At 50.1% G+C, this 23,584-nt stretch carries 19 protein-coding genes and 1 riboswitch; of the genes, 13 read left to right on the forward strand and 6 right to left on the reverse strand.

All coding sequences use genetic code 11. The features are described from left to right. Positions 1 to 144: 144 nt before the first annotated feature. The 3 genes from ASF12_RS11590 to ASF12_RS11600 form a co-directional block, all read right to left on the reverse strand. Complete coding sequence (locus tag ASF12_RS11590; protein WP_056034324.1) at positions 145 to 564, reverse strand: hypothetical protein; 420 nt, start codon at positions 562 to 564, stop codon at positions 145 to 147. A 4-nt stretch (positions 565 to 568) separates the two neighbouring features. Further along, positions 569 to 734, reverse strand: a riboswitch (cyclic di-AMP (ydaO/yuaA leader). Positions 735 to 948: 214 nt separating this feature from the next. Continuing rightward, entirely contained in the window at positions 949 to 2,313 is a 1,365-nt protein-coding gene (locus ASF12_RS11595) for an arsenic transporter (RefSeq protein ID WP_056034327.1), read from the reverse strand. Positions 2,314 to 2,742: 429 nt separating this feature from the next. Further along, a complete protein-coding gene (locus ASF12_RS11600) occupies positions 2,743 to 3,069 on the reverse strand; it encodes a winged helix-turn-helix transcriptional regulator (RefSeq protein ID WP_056034330.1) in 327 nt (108 codons plus the stop codon). A gap of 237 nt (positions 3,070 to 3,306) precedes the next feature. Between ASF12_RS11600 and ASF12_RS11605 the strand changes: the two genes are divergently transcribed. From ASF12_RS11605 to ASF12_RS11615, 3 genes are all read left to right on the forward strand, one after another. Then, a complete protein-coding gene (locus tag ASF12_RS11605) occupies positions 3,307 to 4,068 on the forward strand; it encodes a GTP cyclohydrolase II (RefSeq protein WP_056034333.1) in 762 nt (253 codons plus the stop codon). Positions 4,069 to 4,232: 164 nt separating this feature from the next. Then, positions 4,233 to 5,252, forward strand: coding sequence for a hypothetical protein (locus ASF12_RS11610; RefSeq protein WP_155973097.1), 1,020 nt, complete (start codon positions 4,233 to 4,235; stop codon positions 5,250 to 5,252). Between the two features lie 111 nt (positions 5,253 to 5,363). Further along, on the forward strand, positions 5,364 to 6,326 hold the full coding sequence (locus ASF12_RS11615; RefSeq protein ID WP_046233068.1) for an aldolase catalytic domain-containing protein: 963 nt from the start codon (positions 5,364 to 5,366) through the stop codon (positions 6,324 to 6,326). Positions 6,327 to 6,424: 98 nt separating this feature from the next. Here ASF12_RS11615 and ASF12_RS11620 read toward each other — a convergent pair whose 3' ends face one another. Further along, the gene (locus tag ASF12_RS11620; RefSeq protein ID WP_235533138.1) at positions 6,425 to 6,859 is read right to left on the reverse strand and encodes a GNAT family N-acetyltransferase; all 435 of its coding nucleotides are present in this window, start codon (positions 6,857 to 6,859) and stop codon (positions 6,425 to 6,427) included. A 42-nt stretch (positions 6,860 to 6,901) separates the two neighbouring features. Beyond that, positions 6,902 to 7,216, reverse strand: a complete 315-nt coding sequence (locus tag ASF12_RS11625; protein WP_056034340.1) for a hypothetical protein — start codon at positions 7,214 to 7,216, stop codon at positions 6,902 to 6,904. Positions 7,217 to 7,363: 147 nt separating this feature from the next. On the opposite strand from ASF12_RS11625, the gene ASF12_RS11630 reads away from it, so the two are divergent. Beyond that, a complete protein-coding gene (locus tag ASF12_RS11630; RefSeq protein WP_056034343.1) occupies positions 7,364 to 8,689 on the forward strand; it encodes a VWA domain-containing protein in 1,326 nt (441 codons plus the stop codon). Here ASF12_RS11630 and ASF12_RS34430 read toward each other — a convergent pair. Further along, positions 8,667 to 8,831, reverse strand: coding sequence for a hypothetical protein (locus ASF12_RS34430; protein ID WP_235533130.1), 165 nt, complete (start codon positions 8,829 to 8,831; stop codon positions 8,667 to 8,669). The two genes, ASF12_RS11630 and ASF12_RS34430, sit on opposite strands and share 23 nt — an antisense overlap. A 181-nt stretch (positions 8,832 to 9,012) precedes the next feature. Here ASF12_RS34430 and ASF12_RS11635 point away from each other — a divergent pair, with 181 nt between their 5' ends. The 9 genes from ASF12_RS11635 (at position 9,013) to ASF12_RS11675 (ending at position 23,431) form a co-directional block, all read left to right on the forward strand. Beyond that, a complete protein-coding gene (locus tag ASF12_RS11635) occupies positions 9,013 to 10,461 on the forward strand; it encodes a copper resistance D family protein (RefSeq protein WP_056034346.1) in 1,449 nt (482 codons plus the stop codon). A 22-nt stretch (positions 10,462 to 10,483) separates the two neighbouring features. Further along, complete coding sequence (locus ASF12_RS11640) at positions 10,484 to 11,344, forward strand: sensor histidine kinase (RefSeq protein ID WP_056034349.1); 861 nt, start codon at positions 10,484 to 10,486, stop codon at positions 11,342 to 11,344. 56 nt (positions 11,345 to 11,400) lie between these two features. Beyond that, positions 11,401 to 11,787, forward strand: coding sequence for a RidA family protein (locus ASF12_RS11645; RefSeq protein ID WP_056034351.1), 387 nt, complete (start codon positions 11,401 to 11,403; stop codon positions 11,785 to 11,787). A 140-nt stretch (positions 11,788 to 11,927) separates the two neighbouring features. Further along, positions 11,928 to 12,503, forward strand: a complete 576-nt coding sequence (locus ASF12_RS11650) for a dihydrofolate reductase family protein (RefSeq protein WP_056034353.1) — start codon at positions 11,928 to 11,930, stop codon at positions 12,501 to 12,503. A gap of 239 nt (positions 12,504 to 12,742) precedes the next feature. Continuing rightward, positions 12,743 to 13,666 (forward strand): dihydrodipicolinate synthase family protein, encoded by a 924-nt coding sequence (locus ASF12_RS11655; RefSeq protein WP_056034357.1) that lies wholly within the window; start codon positions 12,743 to 12,745, stop codon positions 13,664 to 13,666. Between the two features lie 132 nt (positions 13,667 to 13,798). Continuing rightward, the gene (locus ASF12_RS11660; RefSeq protein ID WP_162241894.1) at positions 13,799 to 14,611 is read left to right on the forward strand and encodes a copper amine oxidase N-terminal domain-containing protein; all 813 of its coding nucleotides are present in this window, start codon (positions 13,799 to 13,801) and stop codon (positions 14,609 to 14,611) included. A gap of 415 nt (positions 14,612 to 15,026) precedes the next feature. Next, positions 15,027 to 16,058, forward strand: a complete 1,032-nt coding sequence (gene pheS / locus ASF12_RS11665; RefSeq protein ID WP_056034361.1) for a phenylalanine--tRNA ligase subunit alpha — start codon at positions 15,027 to 15,029, stop codon at positions 16,056 to 16,058. A gap of 24 nt (positions 16,059 to 16,082) precedes the next feature. Then, the gene (gene pheT / locus ASF12_RS11670) at positions 16,083 to 18,527 is read left to right on the forward strand and encodes a phenylalanine--tRNA ligase subunit beta (RefSeq protein ID WP_056034363.1); all 2,445 of its coding nucleotides are present in this window, start codon (positions 16,083 to 16,085) and stop codon (positions 18,525 to 18,527) included. 680 nt (positions 18,528 to 19,207) lie between these two features. Beyond that, entirely contained in the window at positions 19,208 to 23,431 is a 4,224-nt protein-coding gene (locus tag ASF12_RS11675; RefSeq protein WP_056034366.1) for a hypothetical protein, read from the forward strand. Positions 23,432 to 23,584 lie beyond the last annotated feature (153 nt).

The raw sequence follows: 23,584 nt of genomic DNA on the forward strand, positions 1-23,584 counted from the left end.
ATCCGCTTCGACCACCGCTCGTTTTTTTATTTATTGTACACAAAAAAGACCCTACAAGATGACCTTTTTAAAGTGTCCATCTTATAGGGTACATTTTAAACATGGCGGGGAAGGTTCCTTTACGTTATGGTGATCTAAAATAAGCTAAAAAATAGAAAGGTAGAATAAGGAGCGGCTAAGTAAAATAGGTTCCTCAGAAGCGCCGTCGTCCGGTTCAATTTCTGCGGTCCAGCTTTTGAGATGATGAATCGCATGATCGAATAGGTTGTACACACTGTGATGATCGGCTTGCTCGCTCCGAAGCGACCGTCCTGTAATAGACAAGGTGCCGATAAAGCTGCTCAGCGCGCTGCACCACAGGCCCCAATCATTAGGGCGCTCCATCTCGTCGACAAAAGTCTCGCCAAAGCCAATGCCTTTGTCCGTCGTTACCCGCAAGCAGGCACGGTTTCCGGCGTCGTCTACATTGAGTGCTGGAATGACAAACAGCTCAATGCGTTTGACCGTAAGCTTCATTGCGTGCTTCGCCTTAGGCGGAGCGTCCGGCGCATGAAGGACAATCATATTCATCTCTCCTCACGTTCGCTTACGGAGTTAGCTGTCGGATTCGGGCCAGTGAGCTGCCCTACCAGTGCGAGATGCACCGGATTCACCCCTTGCGATTCAAGCTTTCGCTTCAACCACGTTGTTGGTTCCCCCGCTTTTTCAATTGAAAAATTAAGCGATTTAATATTAGAGTGCTAGAATTCGGCTAGGGATATATATTAAACCGTTATTCCTCAATTGTAAACCTTTTAGTAGTAAATAAAATAAATAGTACTGCTGCCTTATAGGCAAACGGGCGCTGCCGTCATTTGGTGGCAGCGCCCGTTTGCCATAGAAATAGCTGCGGATTTATCAGAAAACACCTATTTGTAGACTGACCGCTCATGTATACGTTGTTGTGAGCTAGTGCATTGGGAAAATCCAGCCAACCCATAGAGCAAGAAGAGTGAGGGTAAACAGCAGCACAGGCGGAATGATGACAAGCGTTACTTTGACATAATCCATCCAACTGATTTTTACTTTGGATTTCTGCACAAGATTCATCCAAATGAGTGAGGCTAGCGTGCCTATCGGTAAAATGAGTGAGCCAATATCGCTCCCAATGACGCTGGCGAGGTAGGCGATTTTGAGGGTAAGCGGGTCGAGGTTCATTTCAGTAAGCGTGATCGTGCCGATCATGAGTGCGGGATGATTGTTGACGAGTGTAGACATGGCGGAGACGAGCCCTCCGATTAAAATGCTTGCATTCATCAGGCTGCCAGTAACGAGTGGCTCGAACACCTGAACGAGTCCTTGCGTCAGGCCAATGTTGTGCAGGCCATAAATAATGATATACATGGCGAAGGCGAATATGAGTATATGCCAGGGGATTTTACGCAAAATGTCGTTCGGTGGCATTTTCAGGTAAATCCAGCGCCAACAAAGGAGCAGCAAGGAGCCGAAAACAGCGACCCACTCAACGGGGATGTGCAAATAGGATGCAGCAAATAAGCTGAGCCGAACGGAGAAGACGAAAAGCAGAATCGATTTCATAAAGCGGCTGCTGTATTTGGGCTGTGCAGGCTTGCTTCCGGCAGGAGTGAGTAAAGGATGGTAGCCAGAGTGAATAGGGACGATTGAAATCGTATGGGGCACTTCCCGGGGAAGCTGATGGTAAAAGTAGAGGAATAGCAGCAAGGTGAGCAGCAGCAGACCAAGTGTAGCGGGGATAAACATCATGACGGTATGCATGTACAAATCCATGCCGACGATTTTCAGCGCAATCAGATTTACAATATTGCTGACTCCGATGGGAGCGCTGGAGGCGGTAGCGATTAATGCTCCTGAGAGTAGGTATGGAATTTTTTGGTGGTTTTTCAGTCCCATGTGATGCAGCATAATGAGCAAAATCGGGGTTGTGATAAGAATGCTGCCGTCATTGTTGAAAAATAGCGTCATCAGAAAACACATCAGGTTTACATACCAGAACAACCTGAGTCCTGAGCCTCGTGCTCGAATAGCAAGCCCTTCGGCTGCCCAGATGAAAAAGCCGAAGCTTTCTAGCACGATAGCCATGACGATCGTTGCCATAATAGTGATGGCAGCTCCGCTTACAGTGGCGCTAATATGCGCTAGGTCCGACAACGAGACGACTCCGCTCAATAGGACGAGAATGGCGCCAAACGTAGCAGGAATGGCTTCATTCAGCCCTCTGGGTCGCCACAAAATGAGCAAAATAGTGAAAAGGAAAGCAAACAGGGACACGATAATGGAAGGTAGCGAGATCAAATGTTAATCACCTCGAATTCTTGATTAAATTCATAGTGAAGCAGCAAAGGGTTATTCATTTGCGGCAGCAGCAGTATGCTGAGCGGTTTCTATGCTAATGCTGTCATAGCGATTATCTGTTGCCGTAGAGGATAGGGTTAGAATAGTAGGCTGTTTAATCGGTGGAGGAGGCTTAAGAATGAAATAGAGGGACAGGCCTGATGAGCAAATAATGAAGACAGTAAGCAATAGAGTTTCCTCCTTTCTAGTGATAACGCATATGAGGACAATTATCATGGGGAGATACGAATAATATATTTATATGTGGCCTACTGATAGAGGGTACTAGACGTTAATAGTAGATTGCTATAAATCCGCGAAGCGTCCCCCACTCCGAAAACACAAAACAACCCCGGCCCAATGGAGGGCCGAGGCTGCTTCGTTAACCTTTTACTTGGATATGGACATAGGCGCTACCCAATTGGATGACCATTGCTGCAATTCGCGAATGACCGGCTCCAGTGCGTGTCCCTTTTCGGTGAGCGAATATTCGATGCGAACTGGAATGTCTGGAAAGACGGCGCGGCTTACAATGCCCTCATTTTCAAGATCCTTAAGCCGCTCAGACAGCAGTCTGCCGCTAATGGGAAGGGCGCCTTGAATGCAGCTGAAGCGCTGCGGCCCGGACAGCAACTGATAAATGATCAAGCCGGTCCATCGTTTGCTTATAATGTCCATCCCTTTGTGCAGGCGCGGACAAAGCCCGGATTTCTCCATGTAGATCACCTCATTATAACTTGCTATTAAGTATAGCTTTAATAGTATTTATATACAAGCAAACTTTTTGAACGCTCATAACTTGACGTAATGGAATTTCGAATATATAATTAGTTACTAATGGTAAGCGAAAATTTGTTCCCCTATGATTGTTAATAAGGCAAGGTGCATGTATAGCAGATGAAGCTTAGCCTTTCAACCTATTATATCAAAAACAGATGAAGAAGGTGCACACTAATGATTAAACCATCCATTCGTTCTATTATAAATGACAAAATAAAAACAATTGAAGGCGATTCATACGATATCCACGTTGTCGGACCGATTCAGCTCCCGGTTGAGCTTGATGGCGAGACGAAGATTTTCCAGTGGTACAGCTGGCTGAAGCGTGAGAAAAATAGCGCGCAGGACGAAGCAGATCTATACAGCGAGCTGGCAAATGGGCATTATGCGGAGCTTCAGCAATCCAGCGTGCTCGTCTATGGCGATTTTGCCGAAGGCGAAGATGCGCTGATTCGCATGCACAGCATTTGCCATACGGGCGATATTTTTGGCAGCCAACGCTGTGATTGCGGCTTTCAGCTTAAGCAGTCGATGCGAATGATTACCGAGCATGGAACGGGTGCCTTATTTTATTTGGCCAATCATGAAGGCCGTGGCATTGGCTTGTTCAGCAAGGCAATGGCTTACCTGCTTCAAGAAGAAGGACTGGATACGGTTGATGCGAACTTGGAGCTGGGCTTTGCCGAGGACGCTCGCGATTACAGCGAATCCATTGCAGTCTTGAAGCTGCTTCGCTCGCAGCCCGTATCGATTATTACGAACAACCCGCGCAAAGTGGAGGCGCTTCGTGATGCTGGCATGCACATTGCCCGCCGTGTTCCGCTTTGGGGCCAAACCTCGGTCTACAATGAGAAGTATTTGACAACAAAGGTTGTGAAGTCAGGGCATTATTCGGCCGAAGCCCAGCATGAGGATAATCAGGTCAAAGCGCTGTAAGATCAGGAGATATTTTGAAGATAAGTTAAGGATACGGCTGTGTTTTAAAAAAAGTTTGCGCGGAGGCCTGCTTCCGCGCTTTTTTGCCGTAACTTCCGCTCTGTTCATGCGTCTATTGGATATTGACGATAATGTGGCATATACTATTAGGGTGAGAGGGCCAGGTGAACATGACGATTGAGGTGAATAACGACGTGCGTAGTCGTAACTATAGATGGAATGTTTTAGTTCTTATTTTTGCATTATTCATTGCAGGCTGCAGCGGCAACAATAAAAATACAGAGGAACGACGGGATTCCCATGCTGGGGCTCAGGTTTCGCCAGTTGTTCAAGGTGTCCCCCAAGAGAAAGACAATTTGCTGGAGCAATACCGCCAGACGGTGCAAAATGCGAAGGAGCCGTTCGAAATAGTCTCATTCCTGAACGAAAATATGTCGAAAGCGGGACAGGAGCGGGCGGATACGATGATACGCGAGCTGAATGCGTATTATAACAATGATCTAGAACGAACGCAGGACGCTTTTTTTGAAAATAATGTGCAGGAGGTGCTGCTCCAGCAGCAATGGCCGATTACGGCTTCCAACGCCGCCGAAATTCAGGATGCCGCTGTGAAGCAGCTTGTTATTACGAAGCTGATGGGCGGCTACAAGCTGATTATGGTAGAGGGCACCATTTATCCGATCATTGATTTTGAATTGCAAAAGGTTTACAAAAATTACGTATCACAGCAGATGAACGATTATATTTTTTTGCGGGCGGTAGAATCCAATGAGGTATCAGCGAAGGATGCCGGACTGATCATAACGTGGGACAAGCTGGCTAATCGCGCCGTTTTGTCGGAAAACTATATTAAGACGTACCCAAACTCAGCAGAGCGCCCGGAAATCGAGCAGCTTTATTTAAACAGCTACTTATCGATGTATATTTATGGCCTCAATAATACGCCCATATTCGATATGGAAACGTATCGGCTGCTCAGCGAGGTCAAGGCGAGCTATCAAAAGCTGGTGAAGGAGCACCCGGAAACGGTAACAGCTCAAATTGTGTCTCAGTTTTTGGATGTGCTGGCGACGACGGATGAGCAAGTTTACAACCGGATCAATGGACAGCAGATGGATATCCGGGCGGTCAAGCAATTTCATGAACGTTTTCAGGCGAAAGCAGAAGAGTTGCTTGGTGCTTAAAAAGGCTGATTTATGACGTCAGAAACGGGCAAATTTCTTTTGCGTTTCATAGGCATTTCAAGTATGATGGATGTTAAAGATTAGCGACGTACAGTCAGAAGGAGCCTTTACATGAATTCAAAAACAAGTCATTGTAAAATCGTCGATTGCACTATTCGCGATGGCGGATTAGTAAACAACTGGGATTTCAGCGTAGAGTTTGTCCAGCACTTGTACAAAAGCCTGAACGATGCTGGCGTTGATTATATGGAAATTGGCTATAAAAACTCGCCAAAGCTGCTCAAAGGCGCAGAAAGTGCCGGTCCTTGGCGTTTTCTGGATGACGAGTTTCTGAGAACCGTTATTCCTAACAAAGGAACTACGAAGCTGTCTGCACTCGTTGACGTAGGCCGTGTAGACGAGAACGATATTTTGCCACGCAGCGAAAGCTTGCTTGATCTTATCCGTGTCGCTTGTTATGCGAAAGATGTGGACAAGGGTCTTGAGCTGGTTAAACTATTCAGTGACCGTGGCTATGAGACGACGCTGAACATTATGGCCTTGTCGAATGTAATGGAAAACCAACTGCTGGAAGCGTTCGAATTGATCAATGACAGCGTTGTTGATGTTGTGTACATCGTCGATTCCTACGGCAGCCTGAAGCCGAATGATGTAAGCTACTTGACGGAAAAGTTCCGCAAGTATCTTCCAAACAAACGTCTGGGCGCGCATATGCACAACAATTTGCAGCTAGCATTCGCTAATACGCTTATTGCTGCTGAGGGCGGCGTCGAGCTGCTTGATTCGTCCGTATATGGCATGGGCCGCGCAGCAGGCAACTGCAACACAGAACTGCTCGTATCCCAACTGCAAAACCCAAGATACAAAACACGCCCAGTACTCGATATGATTGAGAAATACATGATTCCGCTTCGTGAGAAGGAAGAGTGGGGCTACATTATTCCTTATATGATTACTGGTATTTTGGACGAGCATCCGCGTTCGGCAATGGCGCTTCGCGATTCCGAGGACAAGGATAAAGCGGTTGATTTCTATGACCGTATGACAACGCCAGAATTATCGCATAGCAAATAATAGCTGCCTTACAGCAGCTATACAATTGAAAAGCCCTGGAAAGTCCGTCCATGTTGGAAGGCGGCTGTCCAGGGCTTTTTGTATTGGATTGACGGGCTTTAGGCCTGCTGTACAAGCTGCTTGGTCATCGTGACATGAGGCATGCCTTCCTCCAAAAAAATCTCCGAAACCGTGCGATAGCCCAGTTTGCTGTAGAAGCCTTCTGCATGGGTTTGGGCATTTAGCTTGGCGGCGGTAAGTCCTTGGGCTGCGGCTGCTTGCTCCATCGCTTCGACGATGATTTTACCAATGCCAAGCTTGCGGTAGTCTGCCAAAATGCAAATGCGCTCCAGCTTGGCTGCACCGCCCACTACTCGTATTCTTCCTGCTCCTACTGGCACTTGATCGCTGAGGGCAAGCAGGTGCTGGGCCGTATCTTCAAATTCATCATATTCATTGGCAGCAGGGACGCCCTGCTCGTCAACAAATACGCTGCGCCGTACTTCAAATACGGCATTCCGGTCTTCCTGATTTTGAACCAGACGTGTAGTAATAGACATGTCAGTTAATTCCTCCTTTTTTCAATATTTCCACGATTATTGTTCGTTATTTATAAGACGCAATTCGCCTTCGCCGCGAATCGCTGCCGCATAATGCTTCTCATTGGGGTGGAAATAAGCGGTACCTTCGAATTTGCGATTGTCCAATGAGGTGACGCGCAGCTCAATTCGGATGTCCTCGCTTTGATTGAACCATTTCAATACATCGGCATCTGCAATGCCGTTCGCATCGACGTACCACAAAGCCGAGCCAAAGTCTGTCACTAAAAATAAGTCGGCATTTGTAAAAGTAAGCTGACGAGTCCCCTGCTGATAGGTCATTTCAATATTGGTTAACGCTATCGTTTCCATCCGTTTATCCTCCTAAGAAAAACGCCGCATATGGTCTGGACAAGCCAGCGCTGCAGCCTGTTAATCATTTTAATGTTGAATATGCTTTTATGCAACAATCATTGCCCCGCAATCGTCTAATGGAAAAAGATAGAAGGGGGATTTAAGATGCAAAATACAAATAAACTCATCTTAATTCGCACAATGGTCATCATTATCGCTTTCATGCTGGCAGCAGCTTGCTCTGGCAGCATGAATAACGGCTCTGATCGGAGTAATTCCACGAAACCGGGGGATACAGCAACAGGAGATAACACAACGGAAGATACTGTAACTAAAAATGCTGAAGACAGCGGAGGGGACCAAGCACCAAGCAAAGGAGAAACAACGGAGCCTGCTCCTGAAAGTGAACGCAGAGAAAGTGGAGACAGGCGTTATACTTCGCAACAGGCGGAAGTGAAGGCAGGACAGCTTACAGCTGGTGAATGGGATGATTTGGCCGCATGGCAGCGCTTCGGCAATTTACTCAATAGCAAAGAGGGCGATGACAATGCCCGCTATTGGTCGTTTCACGCTTTTAACCGTCTTGAGGTCGTTGTGACATCAGGCGGGCGTGCAGTATCCGATGCTGTTGTGAAGCTAAGTGACAATCAGCGTGAGCAAGAATGGGAAGCGCGTACAAATACGGATGGAAAAGCTTATTTATTTGCCGGACTTTTTAACAAAGAACAAAACGATAAGCAAAGCCATTATAAAGTCGAGGTGCAGGCAGGCCAGTACCAAAAGAGCATAGACCAGATTAGCCTGCCGGAGCAAGGCACGCTCAAGGTTGATTTTGGAGGCGAAGCTGAGCTCGCCAATTCAGTCGATATTATGTTTGTTGTGGATACGACAGGCTCAATGGAGGATGAGCTGCGCTATTTGGAGGCCGAGCTGAAGGATGTAATCGGCAGGGTAGGCGAGCAGCATGGCCAGCAATTGGATATAAGGCTCAGTGCCAACTTTTATAAGGATAAATTTGATGATTATACGGTGAAGTCGTTTCCGTTTACGAAGGATGTCGATCAGGTGGTCCGGAAATTGGCAGCGGAAAAGGCTGATGGCGGCGGCGATTATCCCGAAGCGGTGGATGCGGCGCTGCGCGATGCCATTCATGGACATGACTGGAGCGACCAGGCGAGGGCAAGGCTGTTGTTCCTCGTATTGGATGCTCCGCCGCATTATAACACTAAAGTAGTTAATGAAATTCAGGAGCTGATCCAAACGGCAGCGGCCGAGGGCATCCGTATAATTCCCGTCGCCTCCAGCGGTGTAGATGTACAAACGGAATATTTGCTGCGCTTTATGGCGGTGGCGACGGGAGGGACGTACTTGTTTCTGACAGATGACAGCGGAATAGGCGGCGGCCACTTGGAGCCTGCTGCCGGGGAATACGAGGTGAAGCCGCTAAACGATCTGCTAGTTGAAATGATTAATCGGTACGTTCAGCCGTAATATCATGCTCATAGTTATAAGCAATTAGAGTAATGGCTGCTCCGGTTTGGTCGGACAGCCGCTGCTCTAATTGTTTTATTTCTGCAAGGGCATCCTCATTATGATTCAAATCAGCGATTGTGTAGCTGCTGTTAAACACCATGTAGGCATTTCCTCCTCCTGTACGTAGTTGATTGTACATATATGATGCCGTTCCTTCTCCTTCATGATGCACGCTCCAAGGGTAGGTTATACAATGTTTCAGCTGTGCCTTGTGAATTGTCCTTTGCTGTCTTGTAAGGTAAACTGTTACAAGAGGATAACTGAAGGAAGGGAATTGCAGCATGATTTTAAAATTAATCTCCCGGAGCAAACAGCTTGTACCGCATTCACCTGTCAGAATATTATCTTTGTATGCGGTGCTGGCTTTGCTTCTGTTTAGCGCTGTGCTGTTAGTTGGCCTCATGCCAGCCGATGCACATGCAGCTCGAATCTTAGAGCCTAAGCAGATTTCTGGTGCTTTCCCAACACTGGCAGCAAGCTTTAATCCGCATGAGCAGGTTGGACATGACCAGATGGAAAATATGGATCACGGCCACGACAGTGGACTCAGTGTCAGCACAGCCTTATTTTATACAGCAAGAATTGTGTATTACACCGCGCTGCTGATGGCGGCCGGAATGATGCTGTGGTTCAGTGGCATTCGCTCAGGAAGCGATGAACAGCGCAAACGAATGCAGCAATGGAGCCTGCCAATGATGCGGGCGCTGCTGCTGGCTTCCCTATTGTATGTATTCGCCAATGCGAGAAGCTTGATGGAAGGCTACGGAGGCGGAGGGCCGGAATGGTTGAGGCTGTTCACCGAAACGAATACCGGCCAAGCCTGGCTTGCGCTGCTTATCTTGTCGCTTCTTGGCTTTGCTGTTATCAAAGCAAGCGATACGTTCAAGCTCATCTGGGCGCTGCTGCTGCTTGCTATTGAGAGCTGGAGCGGCCATGTGGCGGCGCTGCAGTCGAATATGAATTTGGGCATCGTGCTTGATTTTATCCATCTCGCTTGTGCGGCTGTATGGAGCGGGGGCTTGATGATTTTGCTGGGCTTATGGTTTGTTGATCGGAAGGAAGCAGGGCGGTTTGCAGAACGCTTCACGACAGCAGCTTGGATATCCATGGCGCTGCTTATCATTACGGGTGCGGCGATTACGCTGTTGCTGCTGCCAAGCCTGTCCTATTTATTTTATACAAGCTGGGGCATATGGCTAATTGTGAAAATCGCGCTGGTCGCGCTCGTCATCGTCACAGGCGCTTTGCTTCGGGCCCGTGTTCGGCGGGGGGAGCTGCCAGACGGCTTGATGCTGAAAGTGGATGCAGGCTTAATGCTGGTGATCACGCTCATTGTCGGCGTGTTCACCTATATGAGCCCACTACCAGACAATACGCCAGTCCGATTTCATAAGATGGGGGAAACGCGACATTTTACCGTTAATATAACGCCTAATGAGCCAGGAACGAATCAATTCGAGGTGAAAATATGGCTGCCGGAGCAGCTGGGAGAGCCTTCTGAAGTAAAGCTGGTGCTGCATTCGCGTGACAGACAGCAGCTTGCGCCACTTGAGGTGCCGCTGGCGATTTTTGAGGATAAGTCGTATGAATCGTTTCCTGGTTTTGTGAGAACGTCGTACCATGCAGAGCAAATGGACATCCCATTCCCCGGGAAATGGACGGCCGAGCTGCAAGTGGTCGATAAGAGTGGGGAAAAGGTGGAAGAAAGCATCGATTTTGAAAACTATTAATGCAAGCTGGGAGCGGTAGCGAGTGTCATATCGATGGTTGAAATGGTTGATCTTGTGGATTCCAACACTTATAATTGGGCTTTGGGAATATGTCCGGCATGCGTTCCTGCTGCCATACATTTCAATGGATTTGGGCAATGTGCTTGCTCCTGTGCTCGTGTTTCTAGTTACACTGACGCTGCTGCGCGGTTTGTTCAAGCGTTTAGAGCTAATGCAGGATGCGCTGCAGCGCGAACGGCTGTCGAAATCTTCATTTGAGCAGCGCGAGAAGCTGGCGCGTGAGCTGCATGATGGCATTTCGCAGTCGTTGTTTCTGCTTTCCGTGAAGCTGGATAGCTTGGAGCACGCCCATACACCGGAGGGTGTTCGTCAGACGACTGAACAAATTCGTGGAACAGTCCGGCACGTGTATGAGGATGTTCGCCAGTCCATTGCCAACTTGAAATCGTCAACAGCTGCAAGTCCTGCTGAAGGGCCTTGGCGAGCAGCCATTCATTCCCTTGCCGAGGAGCTGCGGGAAGCTGGGGGCTATACTGCTGAAGTTAATTGGCAATTGTCTGAGCATGCGCTGTCGGACAAAGAGAAGGTTGAGCTGATGGCAATTGTGCGCGAGGCGCTGATGAATATTCGCAAGCATACACATGAGGCGCATGTGAGCATCGCCTGTTATCCGCTTGAAGGCGGAGCACTGGGCAGCTTTCATTGTATCGTAGCGGATACAGGGCGAGGGGCAGACGCCGAGCAGTTGGAGGCGAAAGGCCGCTATGGCATTCGCATGATGCGTGAACGAGCAAAGCAGATGGGCTGGACGCTTCGTGTAAAGAGCGAGCGGGACCAAGGAACTTGTGTGGAAATAGCAACGGAGCCTTTAAGCGACAGTTAGCATGAAGACAACGATTAAAAGGAAGCACAAATGATAATGTGGGGAGAGTGAGCAGGTTGAGCAGAAAACAGGTATTTACAGGTTCTCCATGGGAGCCGCTTGTCGGCTACTGCCGCGCCATTCGTGTTGGCAACCGGATTGAGGTCGCAGGAACGACGGCGATGAAAGATGGCGAAGTAGTAGGCAAAGGAGATCCATACGAGCAAGCTCGGTTTGTGCTGCAAACGATCGAGAAAGCTTTGGCTGAACTAGGGGCGAGCATGTCCGATGTTGTGCGGACAAGAATGTTCGTTACCGACATTTCAAAATGGGAAGAAATCGGCAAGGCGCATGGCGAGTTTTTCCGCACGATTCAACCAGCATCCACGATGGTAGAAGTCAAAGCACTCATTGATCCGCTATTATTGGTCGAAATAGAGGCCGAAGCCATTATTCAACAATAGGCGAGTCTAAAAACAGCTCCTTGCTCATCGTAAAGATGGACGGAGCTGTTTTTCGTTGCTTTTGTTTAGGCTTTGTTAAACCTTAATAATGTAGTAAATGTATAATGTAGATATCCCTCATGAACAAAGGAGAACTGAAAATGAGAAAACTCGTTCTATTTCTGCACACATCGCTTGACGGTTTTGTAGAAGGGCCGAATGGTGAAATGGACATTGGCTGGGTTTCCTACGATGCTGATTTGGAGAAACACGCGAAAGAAATTCTGAATACTGCCGACACTGTCATTTGGGGGCGTGGGACTTATCAGATGATGCACAGTTACTGGCCATCTGTGCCTTCGAACCCATCAGCTTCGCAGCATGAACGGAATCATGCCGAGTGGATCGAAAAGACAGCCAAAATCGTTTTTTCCACGACGCTGGAGAAAGTCGAATGGAATAATTCCAGACTCGTGAAAGAAGATGTCGAGGAAGAGATCAATAACCTCAAACAGCAGCCAGGCAAGGAGATGGTCATCCTCGGTAGCCCTAGGTTCGCACACCACCTTATGCAGCTTGATTTAATTGATGAATATAAAATTACGGTTTCTCCCGTCCTGATCGGTAAGGGATTGCCGTTATTCCAAGGTCTCAAGGAGAAGATCAATCTTAAGCTAATCGAAAACAAGACCTTTGATTCTGGAGCCATAGGTCTCGTTTACCAGACGGTAAGATGACCTTGTCACTTAAGGTGATTACGCTAAACGGGAGACGTTAGCTCAATTAACCGCCTTTTCGCAAAGGCGGTTTTCTTATGGTCATAAATCAACATTAGAATTTAACATAGCCTTTGTTTAAAAATAATATATTTTCAGAGGTGTTGTTTAAATATCAGTGCAAATAAGTTAAAGCGGTTTCAAAGCCTATATATCTGTTGTAACATGTAGGGGATCAAAATGTGAAGGGCGGGGTTTAAATGCAAGTGAAGCAAGCACCGAAAGGCGTCTGGCCCGTTATGCTTACACCGTTTACCAAGGATAATGAGGTTGATTATCCGGCTCTGGAACAGCTGATTAATTGGTACATAGACAATGGCGTGCATGGGTTGTTTGCGGTTTGCTTGTCCAGTGAAATGCTTCATCTCTCTTTGGAGGAAAGGGTAGCGGTAGCGCGCTTCGTGCAGGAAAAGACGGCGGGAAGAGTGCCTGTCGTGGCTTCAGGCCACATTTCGGAGTCCTTTCAGCAGCAGCTTGAGGAGATTAGGCAAATTTCAGCAACGGGCGTGGATGCCTTCGTACTCGTAACGAACCGTCTGGCTGCCGAGGATGAAGATGAAGAAGCTTGGAAAAAACGTGCGCAAACGATTTTGGAGACGTTCCCTGATGTGACCTTTGGGCTTTATGAATGTCCAATTCCTTATCACCGCCTATTGTCGCCAGAGCTTGTCAAATGGTGTGCAGAGACGGGCAGATTTACTTTTATGAAGGAATGCAGCAACAATCTGGAGCAAATTAAAGCGAAAATCAAGGCAGCGGAAGGCACTCCGCTTAACATATTTGTAGCGAACAATCCTCATGTACTTGAAGTAATGCAATTGGGTGGCGGCGGATACAGCGGCATGCTCGCCAGTTTCCAGCCTGATTTGTATGCTTGGCTGACGGACAACTGGGACAAGCAGCCGGATAAAGCTGAATGGCTGCAAAACTATCTCGGAGCATCCTGTCTCTATGAAGGCCGTCATTATCATATCGGCACCCGCTATTATTTGCAGCTTGAAGGGCTGGAAATTACGCTGAAAAGCCGCTCGAAAAAAGCATCGGATTTCAAAGTGACACATGAGCGCGAAATCGAGCAGTTCAGGAAATTCAATCAATTTGTCAAGCAGACTTTATTAGAATAGCGGCTGCTTGAAGCAGGCGGCGCCATCTTTCAAAGATGGCGCTTTTTTGCTAGCTAAGTAACTTTTTTAGATGCTCCACGTCTAAATAATTTACAGAGATAAGACAACCGCTACTTTTTGATGACGGAGGTTATGATGATGTTGAAAAAATTCGCGTTGGGCTTAATGGCAGCGGCACTGCTGGCTCTTCCAGCCCTTTCGGCACCTGTTTTTGCGGCTGATCGGCCTATAGAGCTTACGAATGGAAAATTGAAGGACAACCGGATGCTTATTCCGCTGCGCGATGTTGCACAAAATATGGGGGCTGCTGTAGAGTGGAGCCAGAAGCTTCAAACGATTGAAATCCAAAAAGACGATATTGAAATGCTTCTTACGATTAACTCAAAAAAGGTGCTTGTCAATCAAGCTGAAACGGAGCTCGACGTACCGGCGCAATTAATCAACAACACGACCTATGTTCCTCTGCGGTTCGTCAGCCAAATGCTGGGTGCAAGTGTAGACTGGAATTCATATGGCCAAGTCGCAACGATTACATTCGAAGGGAAGCAGCTTGTTGTATATGTGGAGCCGGTTAAGCTTTTGGCCGCTGAAAAAGCATCGGCAGCCCGCCTGAAGCAGCTGTCTGATAAATTAAACGAAGCAGCCGATGTATCATCCGTGAAGCAGATTCGCACTTATTTCAAGCCTTATTTTACCGACCGACTCATTAATGTCATTATTCAAAATAAAGGCCTAGAGTATAATTATACGTTTAAAGATCCAGTAACGTCTGGCAGCTATAGAACCAAAACAACAGGAAGCTTTCTTCAATCGCTGGACATTGGCCATGATGCTTGGGAAACGGAATTCATTATGCGAGGCACTAAAATAATCAAGGTGAATGGCATATGGAAGGCGGATAGCGTCAGCTTTACCAAAGGCAAAATTCCGATTTCGGGAGCATAACTCGGGCAAATCGCAAGCCAGTTATTGCATCCCGCCATTCATTTGCTTATAATGTAAAAGATATTGTTATCATATGAGTTGAAATGCTGAGACGGAGAAAAGTAAGCAGTGCCTTCACACAGGGAGAAGTCGCCATGGATTGAGAGCGTCTTTCGTGAAAACAGGCTGTCTGAAGTTCACTCCTGAGCAGACTTCTGAACCCGGCGTGGCGCCAGCAGGTGCTGCATGCCCGCAAGTAGGAATGTTTCGGTTCCCGCCGTTAACGGGATTGAGGAGCAAGCTAGTGCTATCCCTGTCCGTACAGAGAGGGAATAAGCAGATTGTTCGAATTAGGGTGGTACCACGGTTCTTTCGTCCCTTGCGGGAAGAAGGGGCCTTTTTTGTTTGTTCAAAAGAATGAGGAGGCGAGCATCAGATGAAGGAACGTTTGGAGGCTTTGCGCGGCGAAGCGCTGCAGGAGCTGCAGCAGGTAGACAATCCGCAAGTGCTTAACGACCTGCGGGTAAAATATTTAGGGAAAAAAGGCGCACTAACCGAAATTTTGCGCGGCATGGGCGGACTTAGCGCCGAGGAGCGTCCGATTATCGGCCAAGTCGGCAATGACGTGCGTACGGCGATTGAAGCCGTTATTGAAGAGAAGCAGGCGGTATTCCAGCAAGCGGAGACGGAAGCGCGCTTGCGCGGCGAGACGATCGATGTGACGCTGCCGGGTAAAGCATTGCCAACTGGAGCCGTACATCCGCTAAACAAGGTAGCCCAGGAAATTGAAGATATTTTCATCGGGCTCGGCTATACGATTGCGGAAGGCCCAGAAGTAGAGACGGATTATTACAACTTCGAGGCATTGAACCTGCCGAAAAACCATCCGGCGCGCGATATGCAGGATTCGTTTTACATTACCGACGATATTTTGATGCGTACGCAAACATCCCCGGTTCAAGTGAGAACGATGCAAGCGATGAAAGGCAAGCCGATCAAAGTTATTTGTCCAGGCAAAGTATACCGCCGCGATGATGACGATGCGACGCATTCCTTCCAGTTCAATCAAATTGAAGGTCTTGTCATTGCGCCTAACATTCGCATGAGCGATCTGAAAGGCACGCTGCTGCAATTTGCCCAGCAAATGTTCGGCTCGCAAACGCAAATCCGTCTTCGTCCAAGCTTCTTCCCATTCACGGAGCCAAGCGCGGAGGTTGACGTAAGCTGTGCGCAATGCGGCGGACATGGCTGCCGGATGTGCAAGCAGACGGGCTGGCTGGAAATTCTCGGCTGCGGCATGGTGCACCCGCGCGTACTGGAGATGGGCGGCTACGACCCGAACGAAGTGAGCGGATTCGCCTTCGGCATGGGTGTAGAGCGCATTGCGCTGCTGAAATACGGCATTGACGATATTCGTCATTTCTATACGAACGATCTTCGGTTTTTACAACAATTCGCGAAAATGTAGCAGGAAAGGAAGGGGAGCAAAGCGATGAAAATTTCGTATCAATGGTTGAATGAATATGTTGATTTATCTGGCTTTACGGGCGCAGAGCTTGCCGAAAAAATGACGCGCGGAGGCATTGAGATCGACGAGGTGGAATCCCGCAACAAGGGAGTGACAGGCGTCGTTGTCGGCTATGTCAAATCGCGCGAGAAGCATCCGGATGCGGATAAGCTGAACGTGTGCAAAGTAGATGTAGGCACAGGCGAAGAGCTGCAAATCGTATGCGGAGCCAAAAATGTCGATGCGGGACAGCTCGTTCCAGTCGCTACCGTTGGAGCAAAGCTGCCTGGCGATTTGCATATTAAGCGCGCAAAGCTGCGCGGCGTAGAATCGCAGGGCATGATCTGCTCGGCGAAAGAGCTTGGCATTAATGACAAGCTGCTTCCGAAGGAGCAGCAGGAAGGCATACTCGTATTGCCGCCGCAAACGGTAATTGGAACGCCAATCGCTGACGTGCTTGGGCTGAACGATGAGGTGCTGGAGCTGGATTTGACGCCGAACCGTTCGGATTGCCTCAGTGTAATCGGCACGGCGTATGAAATTGGCGCATTGACTGGACGCGAGGTGCGTATTCCTGAGCCGGCAATTGCTCACGCTTCCGAGCGTACAGAGAGCCATGTACAAGTGACGATCAGCGCTCCTGAGCAGTGCTTCCACTACAGTGCGCGTTACATTAAAGGCGTGAAAATTGGCGAGTCTCCGCTATGGCTGCAAAATCGCCTTATTGCCGCAAGTATTCGTCCAATCAACAATGTCGTTGACGTAACGAACTTTGTGTTGCTGGAGTATGGCCAGCCGCTTCACGCCTTTGATGCAGATCAAGTGAAAAGCGGACGAATCGACGTGCGTTTGGCGCATGAAGGCGAAACGATGCTTACGCTCGATGGCCAAGAGCGCCGCCTTGAGCCGCAAATGCTCGTCATTACAGACGGCGAGAAGCCAATCGCGCTTGCGGGCGTTATGGGTGGAGCCAATTCGGAGGTAACGGGCGATACGGTTAATATTTTGCTGGAATCGGCCAGATTTGATGGTGGAACGGTTCGCAAAACATCGCGCCAATTCGGCCTTCGCTCAGAATCCAGCATTCGCTTCGAGAAGGAAGTGGACCCGGGCCGCGTTATTCCGGCGTTGAACCGCGCAGCTGCGTTGATTACGGAGCTTGCAGGCGGACTCGCTACGGAGGGCATCGTGGAAGTGACGACAGCTCCAGCGAAGCAGCAGGTTGTTGAAGTAGCTTTGGCTAAAATCAACCGCTACCTAGGGACCTCGCTTTCCAGCCTTGAAGTGCAAACGATTCTGAATCGTCTAAGCTTCGGCTATAGCGTTAGTGAAGATGACGTATTCCAAGTGGAAGTGCCATCGCGCCGAGGCGACATTTCGTATGATGTAGATTTGATTGAGGAGGTTGCCCGCCTTTACGGATATGACAACATTCCGACTACACCGATTTTCGGAGATGTAACGCCAGGGGCGCTGACGAAGCCGCAAGCGATTCGCCGCGAGCTGCGCAAGCGTCTGACGGATGCTGGCCTGCATGAAGTCATCAGCTATTCGTTCACAGGACCTGAACGGACACAGCTGTTCCCTGCCTTGTCGGGTGAAGCGACGAAGGCTGTGAAGCTGTCGATGCCGATGAGCGAGGAGCGCAGCGTGCTGCGGACGACGCTGATCGCGCAATTGCTGGAAACAGCAGCCTATAACCGCAATCGCAAAAATGAATCGGCTGTCATTTTTGAAATCGGCAGCGTATTCCATACAGAAGAAGAGAAGCTGACGCGTCTTCCTCAGGAGAAGCATCGCTTTGCGGCATTGCTGACTGGAAACCGTGTAGAGCCGCAGTGGAACCGCAAAGCTTCTGCTGTTGATTTTTATGATGCAAAGGGAGTTCTGGAAACTGTATTTGCTGTACTCGGCATTGCCGATAAGGTGAGTTATGCCGCGGCGCAGCCGGAGCATTTTCACCCGGGAAGAACGGCGGCTGTTCAACTGGAAACCGAGCATGGCACAGAAGTGATCGGCTACGTTGGTCAGCTTCACCCAACGCTGCAGCTCGAGAGCGACCTGGCAGATACGTATGTGCTGGAAATCGAGCTTGCACCGCTTTATCAGCTGGCTGGCGACGAAATCGTCTACAAGGCGCTGCCGCGTTATCCTGCGATGCAGCGTGATATTGCTGTCGTGCTGGATATGGAAGTTCCTGCAGGCGAACTGACTGCCCTCGCATGGCAAACGGCTGGCGAGCTGCTTGAGTCCGTACGCGTGTTCGACGTGTTCACAGGCGAGAAGCTGGGAGCAGGCAAAAAGAGCGTAGCGCTCTCTCTTGTATACCGTCATGCAGAACGCACGCTGACCGATGAAGAAGTGACCGAGCTGCATGGCAAGGTCGTTGCTGGATTAGAACAATCTTTTAAAGCAGAATTAAGAAAATAGGCAGGAAACCTTCCACGCCGTATCGAAATAGTTCCTTGTGGACTATCGATACGGCTTTTTGCTTTGTTTTTTAAGCTGGAGCAGGCTTTTGGGCGTTTTTTCCAGAGTGGAAGACCGTGTCGTTTTGTCATCAAAACTTGTTCTTTTTGTTAGTCGAAACATGGATAGAGATCTGCTTGGGAGTCAGTGCTGCATTTTGGGTTGAACTATAAAGATGGGTCAAGCTTTATGTCTGAGACAGAAGCAGTCGTTTACAGTTATTTTTGAAATATAGAGAAGGTATATGATGTGTCCATCCCTTCTCTATATTTCTCGGAATGAAACGCGCCGCGCCGCCAAAGGATAGCGACAGCCGTTTCACCTTGAAATATAGGAAAGGATATGATGTGTCCATCCCTTCTCTATATTTCTCGGAATGAAACGCACCGCGCCGCCAAAGGATAGCGACAGCCGTTTCACCTTGAAATATAGGAAAGGATATGATGTATCCATCCTTTCTCTATATTTCTCGGAATGAAACGCGCCGCGCCGCCAAAGGATAGCGACAGCCGTTTCACCTTGATATAATGCAACTATAATATAAGACTCTATGTGATATGTTCTTCTATATATAAGGATTGGGGAAACAATCCTGCTGATTGATAAGGGAGCGAGAAACACCTATAGGAGGATAATGTTTTATGGATACTGAGCAAACTGTAGTAACCGTTGATATATATGGGCATCAATATCGTTTGAAGGGCCATTCCAACTCAGAATATATGCGGCGTATTGCCGGAATGATAGATGATAGCATGAACAAAATTGCCAAAGGTTATCCACAGCTGGACCTGCCAAGAATTGCAGTGCTTGCAGCTGTGCAGATGACCGAGGAAGTGTTCCGCCTGCGCCGCGATAATGAGTCGCTGCATGACGCTGAGGCGAAGCGGCTAGTGCTTGCCGAGCAGCTTGGAGAGCTCCAAGGGATGATGGCAAGCTTGCGCGAGGAGTATCAGGCTTTGCAGGTAAAGGCGGAAATCGATCTGCAGGAGCTGCAGGAGGTTTTTGAATCCGAGCTGGAGCAGGCGAAGAAGAAAGCTGCCGAGGAACTGATGCATGCGCTCGCAGTAGCGGAAAATCAGCTGAAGGATATGCTGGCAGAAGCGGATGAGCGGCTTGCAGCGCAGCAGCAGGAAGCATCGGAAGCGCTTGCGCGTCAGCGCGAGGAAGCATCGGAGACGCTTGCTGCCCAGAAGCTTACGCTAGAAGGCGCGCTTGCGCGTGAGCAGGCCAGTGCAGCGGAAAAGCTTGCGGAAGCCGAGGCAGCTGCCGAGGAGCAAGTGGCGCGCGAGCGCGTTGAGGCGGCTGCGAAGCTGGCGGAAGCAGCCGAAAAGCTGATCGAAGCGGAAATCGTTGCGGAAGAGCTGTTGGAGCGTGAGCGTGCAGAAGCAAAAGCGAAGCTTGACGTATTAGAGGCGAAGCTGGCGGAGACGAAGAGTGCGGCGGATGAGGCGCTTGAGCGAGAGCGTGCGGAAGCGGAAGCGAAGCTTGGCGTATTAGAAGCAAAGCTGGCGGATGTGAAAAGTGCGGCGGATGAGGCGCTTGCGCGGGAACGAGCGGAAGCAGAAGCGAAGCTGGCAGAGGCGAAGAGTGCGGCGGATGAGGCGCTTGAACTGGAGCGTGCGGAAGCAGAAGCAAAGCTGGCGGAGGCGAAGAGTGCAGCGGATGAGGCGCTTGCGCGGGAGCGTGCGGAAGCAGAAGCAAAGCTGGCGGAGGCGAAGAGTGCAGCGGATGAGGCACTTGAGCGTGAGCGTGCGGAAGCAGCCGAAAAGCTGATCGAGGCGGAAATTATCGCCGAGGAGCAGTTGGAGCGCGAGCGTGCCGAAGCGGCAGAGCGGCTCGCGGAAGTGGTTGAAAAGCTGACCGAAGCGGAAGCGTCTGCACAGGAGCAGCTTGTTCGTGAGCGTGAAGCAGCGGCAGCGAGCCTCGCGGAAGCGCAGAGTGGAGCAGATGCGAAGCTTGCGCGCGAGAGAGCTGAAGCGGCGGCGAAGCTGACCGAAGCGGAAGCGAAAATTTCCGAGACTGCAGCGAAAATAGCGGAAGTAGAGGAAAAGCTGATCGAGGCGGAATTGATCGCCGAGGAGCAGCTTGCGCAGGAGCGCGAGGCAGCCGCCGTGAAGCAGGCGGAATTGCGGAGCGGAGCGGAAGCAGCGCTTGCAGAGGCGCGCGCGGAAGCGGCAGCAGGCTTAGCGGCGGCCGAAGCGGCTGCGAAGGCGGAGCTGGAACGCGAGCAGGCAGAGGCGGAAGCCAAGCTGCTGGAAGCAAAAGCGGAGCTGGAGCAGGAACGCGCGGCAGCGACGGAGCTGTTGACGGAGGCGGAAGCGTCTGCGCAGGAGCAGTTGGAGCGTGAACGTGCCGAAGCAGCCGCTAAACTGGCAGAAGCCGAAGCAAAAGCAACCGAAGCAAGAAGCATCGCGGCAAGAGAGGTTGCGCGGGAGCGCGAAGCCGCTGCTGCGAAGCTCGCAGAGGCGCAGAGCGTAGCGGAAGAGATGCTGAAGCGCGAGCGTGAGGAAGCGGCAGCCAAGCTGGCAGCAGCAGAAGCGGCAGTACATGCTGCCGAGGAGCGTGTGGTGAGCGAACGGTTAGAAGCCGAAGCGAAGCTGCTGGAAGCGAAAGCAGCAGCGGAAGAGGCGCTGGAGCAAGAGCGCGCAGCAGCGACTGAGCTGTTGACAGAGGCAGAAGCATCTGCACAAGAGCAGCTGGAGCGCGAACGTGCGGAAGCGGCGGCTAAGCTTGCTGAAGTCAAGAAAGCTTTACAGGAGCGAATGGAGCGTGAGCAGGCTGATGCAGCATTGAAGCTTGTAGAAGCGAAAAGCGCCGCAGAAGAGGGACTTGCACGCGAGCAAGCGGAAGCAACTGCGAAGCTCGCCGAAGCCGAGGCGGCCGCGCAAGCTCTCGTCGAACGTGAACGTGCGGAAGCGGCAGCGAAGCTAGCGGAGCTGGAAGCTTCAGCTCAAGTAGAACTGCAACGCGAGCAGGCAACTGCGGCAGAGCTGCTTGAAGAAGCGGAAGCGGCATTGTCAGCGGAGCGTGCAGCTAAAGCCCAAGCGATTGAGCTTGCTGCACATCAGCTAGCTGAGCGTGTGAAGCAGCTTGAGCAGGGCTGGCAGGCGAAGCTTGAACAGCGTGAAGAGGAATGGAAGCTGGAGCTGTCTAATACGGCTGAACAGCAGCAGCAGCAGCTTGACGAGCATGAGCAGCGCTTGCTTGCAGAAGCATCGGCTAATGTCGAGAAGCTGGTTTCCGCACATATGAAAGAGTTAACGGAGCAGGAGCAAGCCTTGAAGGCTGACCTCGCTTTGCGATATAAAAATTGGGAAGAAGAGCGGGCTAAGCTGCAAACAGCTGTTGCCGAGCTTCAAGAAGCAGCTGTCAAGGAAAAAGCTGCGCTTGAACAGCGTATTTCCGTGGCAGATGACCACTTATTGCAAGCTATGGAGCAGGAAGAAGCGTTACGCTCCTCCCTTGCAGTACTAGAGCAGGAGCGCCAGGAGCGTGACGCCGAGCTTGGCGAAATTCGCCAGCAGCTGGACGAGCTGCATGTCATTAATGAGCAGCATGCCGAAACGCGTGCGCAGCTAGGCAATAGATTGAAGGAAGCCGAAGCGCAAATCGCTGAGCAGGCTAAGTATTTGGCGAATGAAGCGGCTAAAGCGGATGAGGCTGAACTGCGTGTTATGGAGCTGCAGGAAGAGCTTAGCAAGCTTCAGCAGCTGCAGCAAGATCATCAAGCTCACTATGAGCAGGCTAGAAACGAGCAGGAGCAGCAGTATCAGGAGCGGCTTACAGCATTTGAACAACAGCTTGCGGCCCAAGTCCAGCTTCATGAAGAATGGAAAAAGAATGCGGAAGAAAAACAGCTGGAGCAAGAAATTCAGTTCGAAGAAGAGCGTGAAGCGCTGGAGCTGCAGCTTCGTGAGCAGAAGCAAGCACTGGAGGCCAAGCAGCGTGAGGGCGAAGCAGCTCGAGGAGAGCTTACGCTTAAGCTTCGTGAGCTGGAGCAAGCACTCGAAGCGAAGCAGCGGGAAAGCGAAGCTGTTCATGCGGAGCTGGCACAGGAGCATCAGCGGCAGCTTGCTATGCTGGAGCAGCAGCGGGATGATGCAGCGAACCAGCTCAAGCAGGATTTTGCCGATCAGCTGGAGCTGTTGAAGCTTGAACAAATGGAGCAGTCGGAGCAGCTGGAACGTGATTGCTCGGAGCTAAGATCGCAGCTTCATGAGAAGCAGGCTGAATATGCTAGGTTAATTGAGCAGCAGAAGCAGCAGTTCGACGAGCAATACCGTGAACGCGAGCTGAAAGTGGAACAGCAGCATAAGGATGAGCAGGCTTCATGGCAAAGCAAGCTGCAGGAGCTTCAGGAGAAAGTAGAGCGGGCAGAGTTTCACGAGCTGGAGCTGGATGAAAAGCTGGGACAGCTGGCTCGGCACGAGCAGGAGCTTACGGAGCAGCTTGAATTGATTGCGGCACGTGAGCGTATCGCGGCTCAGCAGCTCGACATTTTACTACACAAACAGCAGGAACTGGATGAGCAAATGGAGCAAGAACGCAAGCGTTCTGAGCAATTGACAGATGAATTAAACCGGATGATTGCGGAAGAGTCCGAGCGACAAGCTGGCGAGGAGCATCTGAAGGGGCAACTGGAGGCCGCTTTGGCGCAAGCCGCTGCGGCAGCCCAGCAGAGTGAGCAAGTTGATCAACGCAGGCAGCAGCTTGAGCTGGAGTGGTCTGAAGCCGTCCAAACGACAGAGCAGCTGCGGGCAGAGCACGAGAAGCTTACGATCGAGCATGGCAAGCTGGCGCACGAATACTCCTTGCTGCAAAACGAATACAATGAATGGATTGAACTAATCGAGCAAAGCTAGCTTTACTCAAAAAATCCGTTTATCTCGCCCGGTCCCCCGGAACTGCGATGATAAACGGATTTTTTCGCATATTGCTGCGCTGAGGAGGCGCAAAAAAATCCCTTGAATAAAGCAGCGAGCCAATTGCCCGTGCTTCATTCAAGGGATTTTGAT

The sequence above is a fragment of the Paenibacillus sp. Leaf72 genome (assembly GCF_001422685.1).
Lineage (GTDB): Bacteria > Bacillota > Bacilli > Paenibacillales > Paenibacillaceae > Pristimantibacillus.

Bases quoted from the DNA above. Each gene is read 5' to 3' on its own strand.
- ASF12_RS11590 (WP_056034324.1), bottom strand. From the start codon at position 564: ATGATTGTCCTTCATGCGCCGGACGCTCCGCCTAAGGCGAAGCACGCA.
- ASF12_RS11600 (WP_056034330.1), bottom strand. From the start codon at position 3,069: ATGGAGAAATCCGGGCTTTGTCCGCGCCTGCACAAAGGGATGGACATT.
- ASF12_RS11605 (WP_056034333.1), top strand. From the start codon at position 3,307: ATGATTAAACCATCCATTCGTTCTATTATAAATGACAAAATAAAAACA.
- ASF12_RS11615 (WP_046233068.1), top strand. From the start codon at position 5,364: ATGAATTCAAAAACAAGTCATTGTAAAATCGTCGATTGCACTATTCGC.
- ASF12_RS11625 (WP_056034340.1), bottom strand. From the start codon at position 7,216: ATGGAAACGATAGCGTTAACCAATATTGAAATGACCTATCAGCAGGGG.
- ASF12_RS11630 (WP_056034343.1), top strand. From the start codon at position 7,364: ATGCAAAATACAAATAAACTCATCTTAATTCGCACAATGGTCATCATT.
- ASF12_RS34430 (WP_235533130.1), bottom strand. From the start codon at position 8,831: ATGGTGTTTAACAGCAGCTACACAATCGCTGATTTGAATCATAATGAG.
- ASF12_RS11635 (WP_056034346.1), top strand. From the start codon at position 9,013: ATGATTTTAAAATTAATCTCCCGGAGCAAACAGCTTGTACCGCATTCA.
- ASF12_RS11650 (WP_056034353.1), top strand. From the start codon at position 11,928: ATGAGAAAACTCGTTCTATTTCTGCACACATCGCTTGACGGTTTTGTA.
- ASF12_RS11655 (WP_056034357.1), top strand. From the start codon at position 12,743: ATGCAAGTGAAGCAAGCACCGAAAGGCGTCTGGCCCGTTATGCTTACA.
- ASF12_RS11660 (WP_162241894.1), top strand. From the start codon at position 13,799: ATGATGATGTTGAAAAAATTCGCGTTGGGCTTAATGGCAGCGGCACTG.
- pheS (WP_056034361.1), top strand. From the start codon at position 15,027: ATGAAGGAACGTTTGGAGGCTTTGCGCGGCGAAGCGCTGCAGGAGCTG.
- pheT (WP_056034363.1), top strand. From the start codon at position 16,083: ATGAAAATTTCGTATCAATGGTTGAATGAATATGTTGATTTATCTGGC.
- ASF12_RS11675 (WP_056034366.1), top strand. From the start codon at position 19,208: ATGGATACTGAGCAAACTGTAGTAACCGTTGATATATATGGGCATCAA.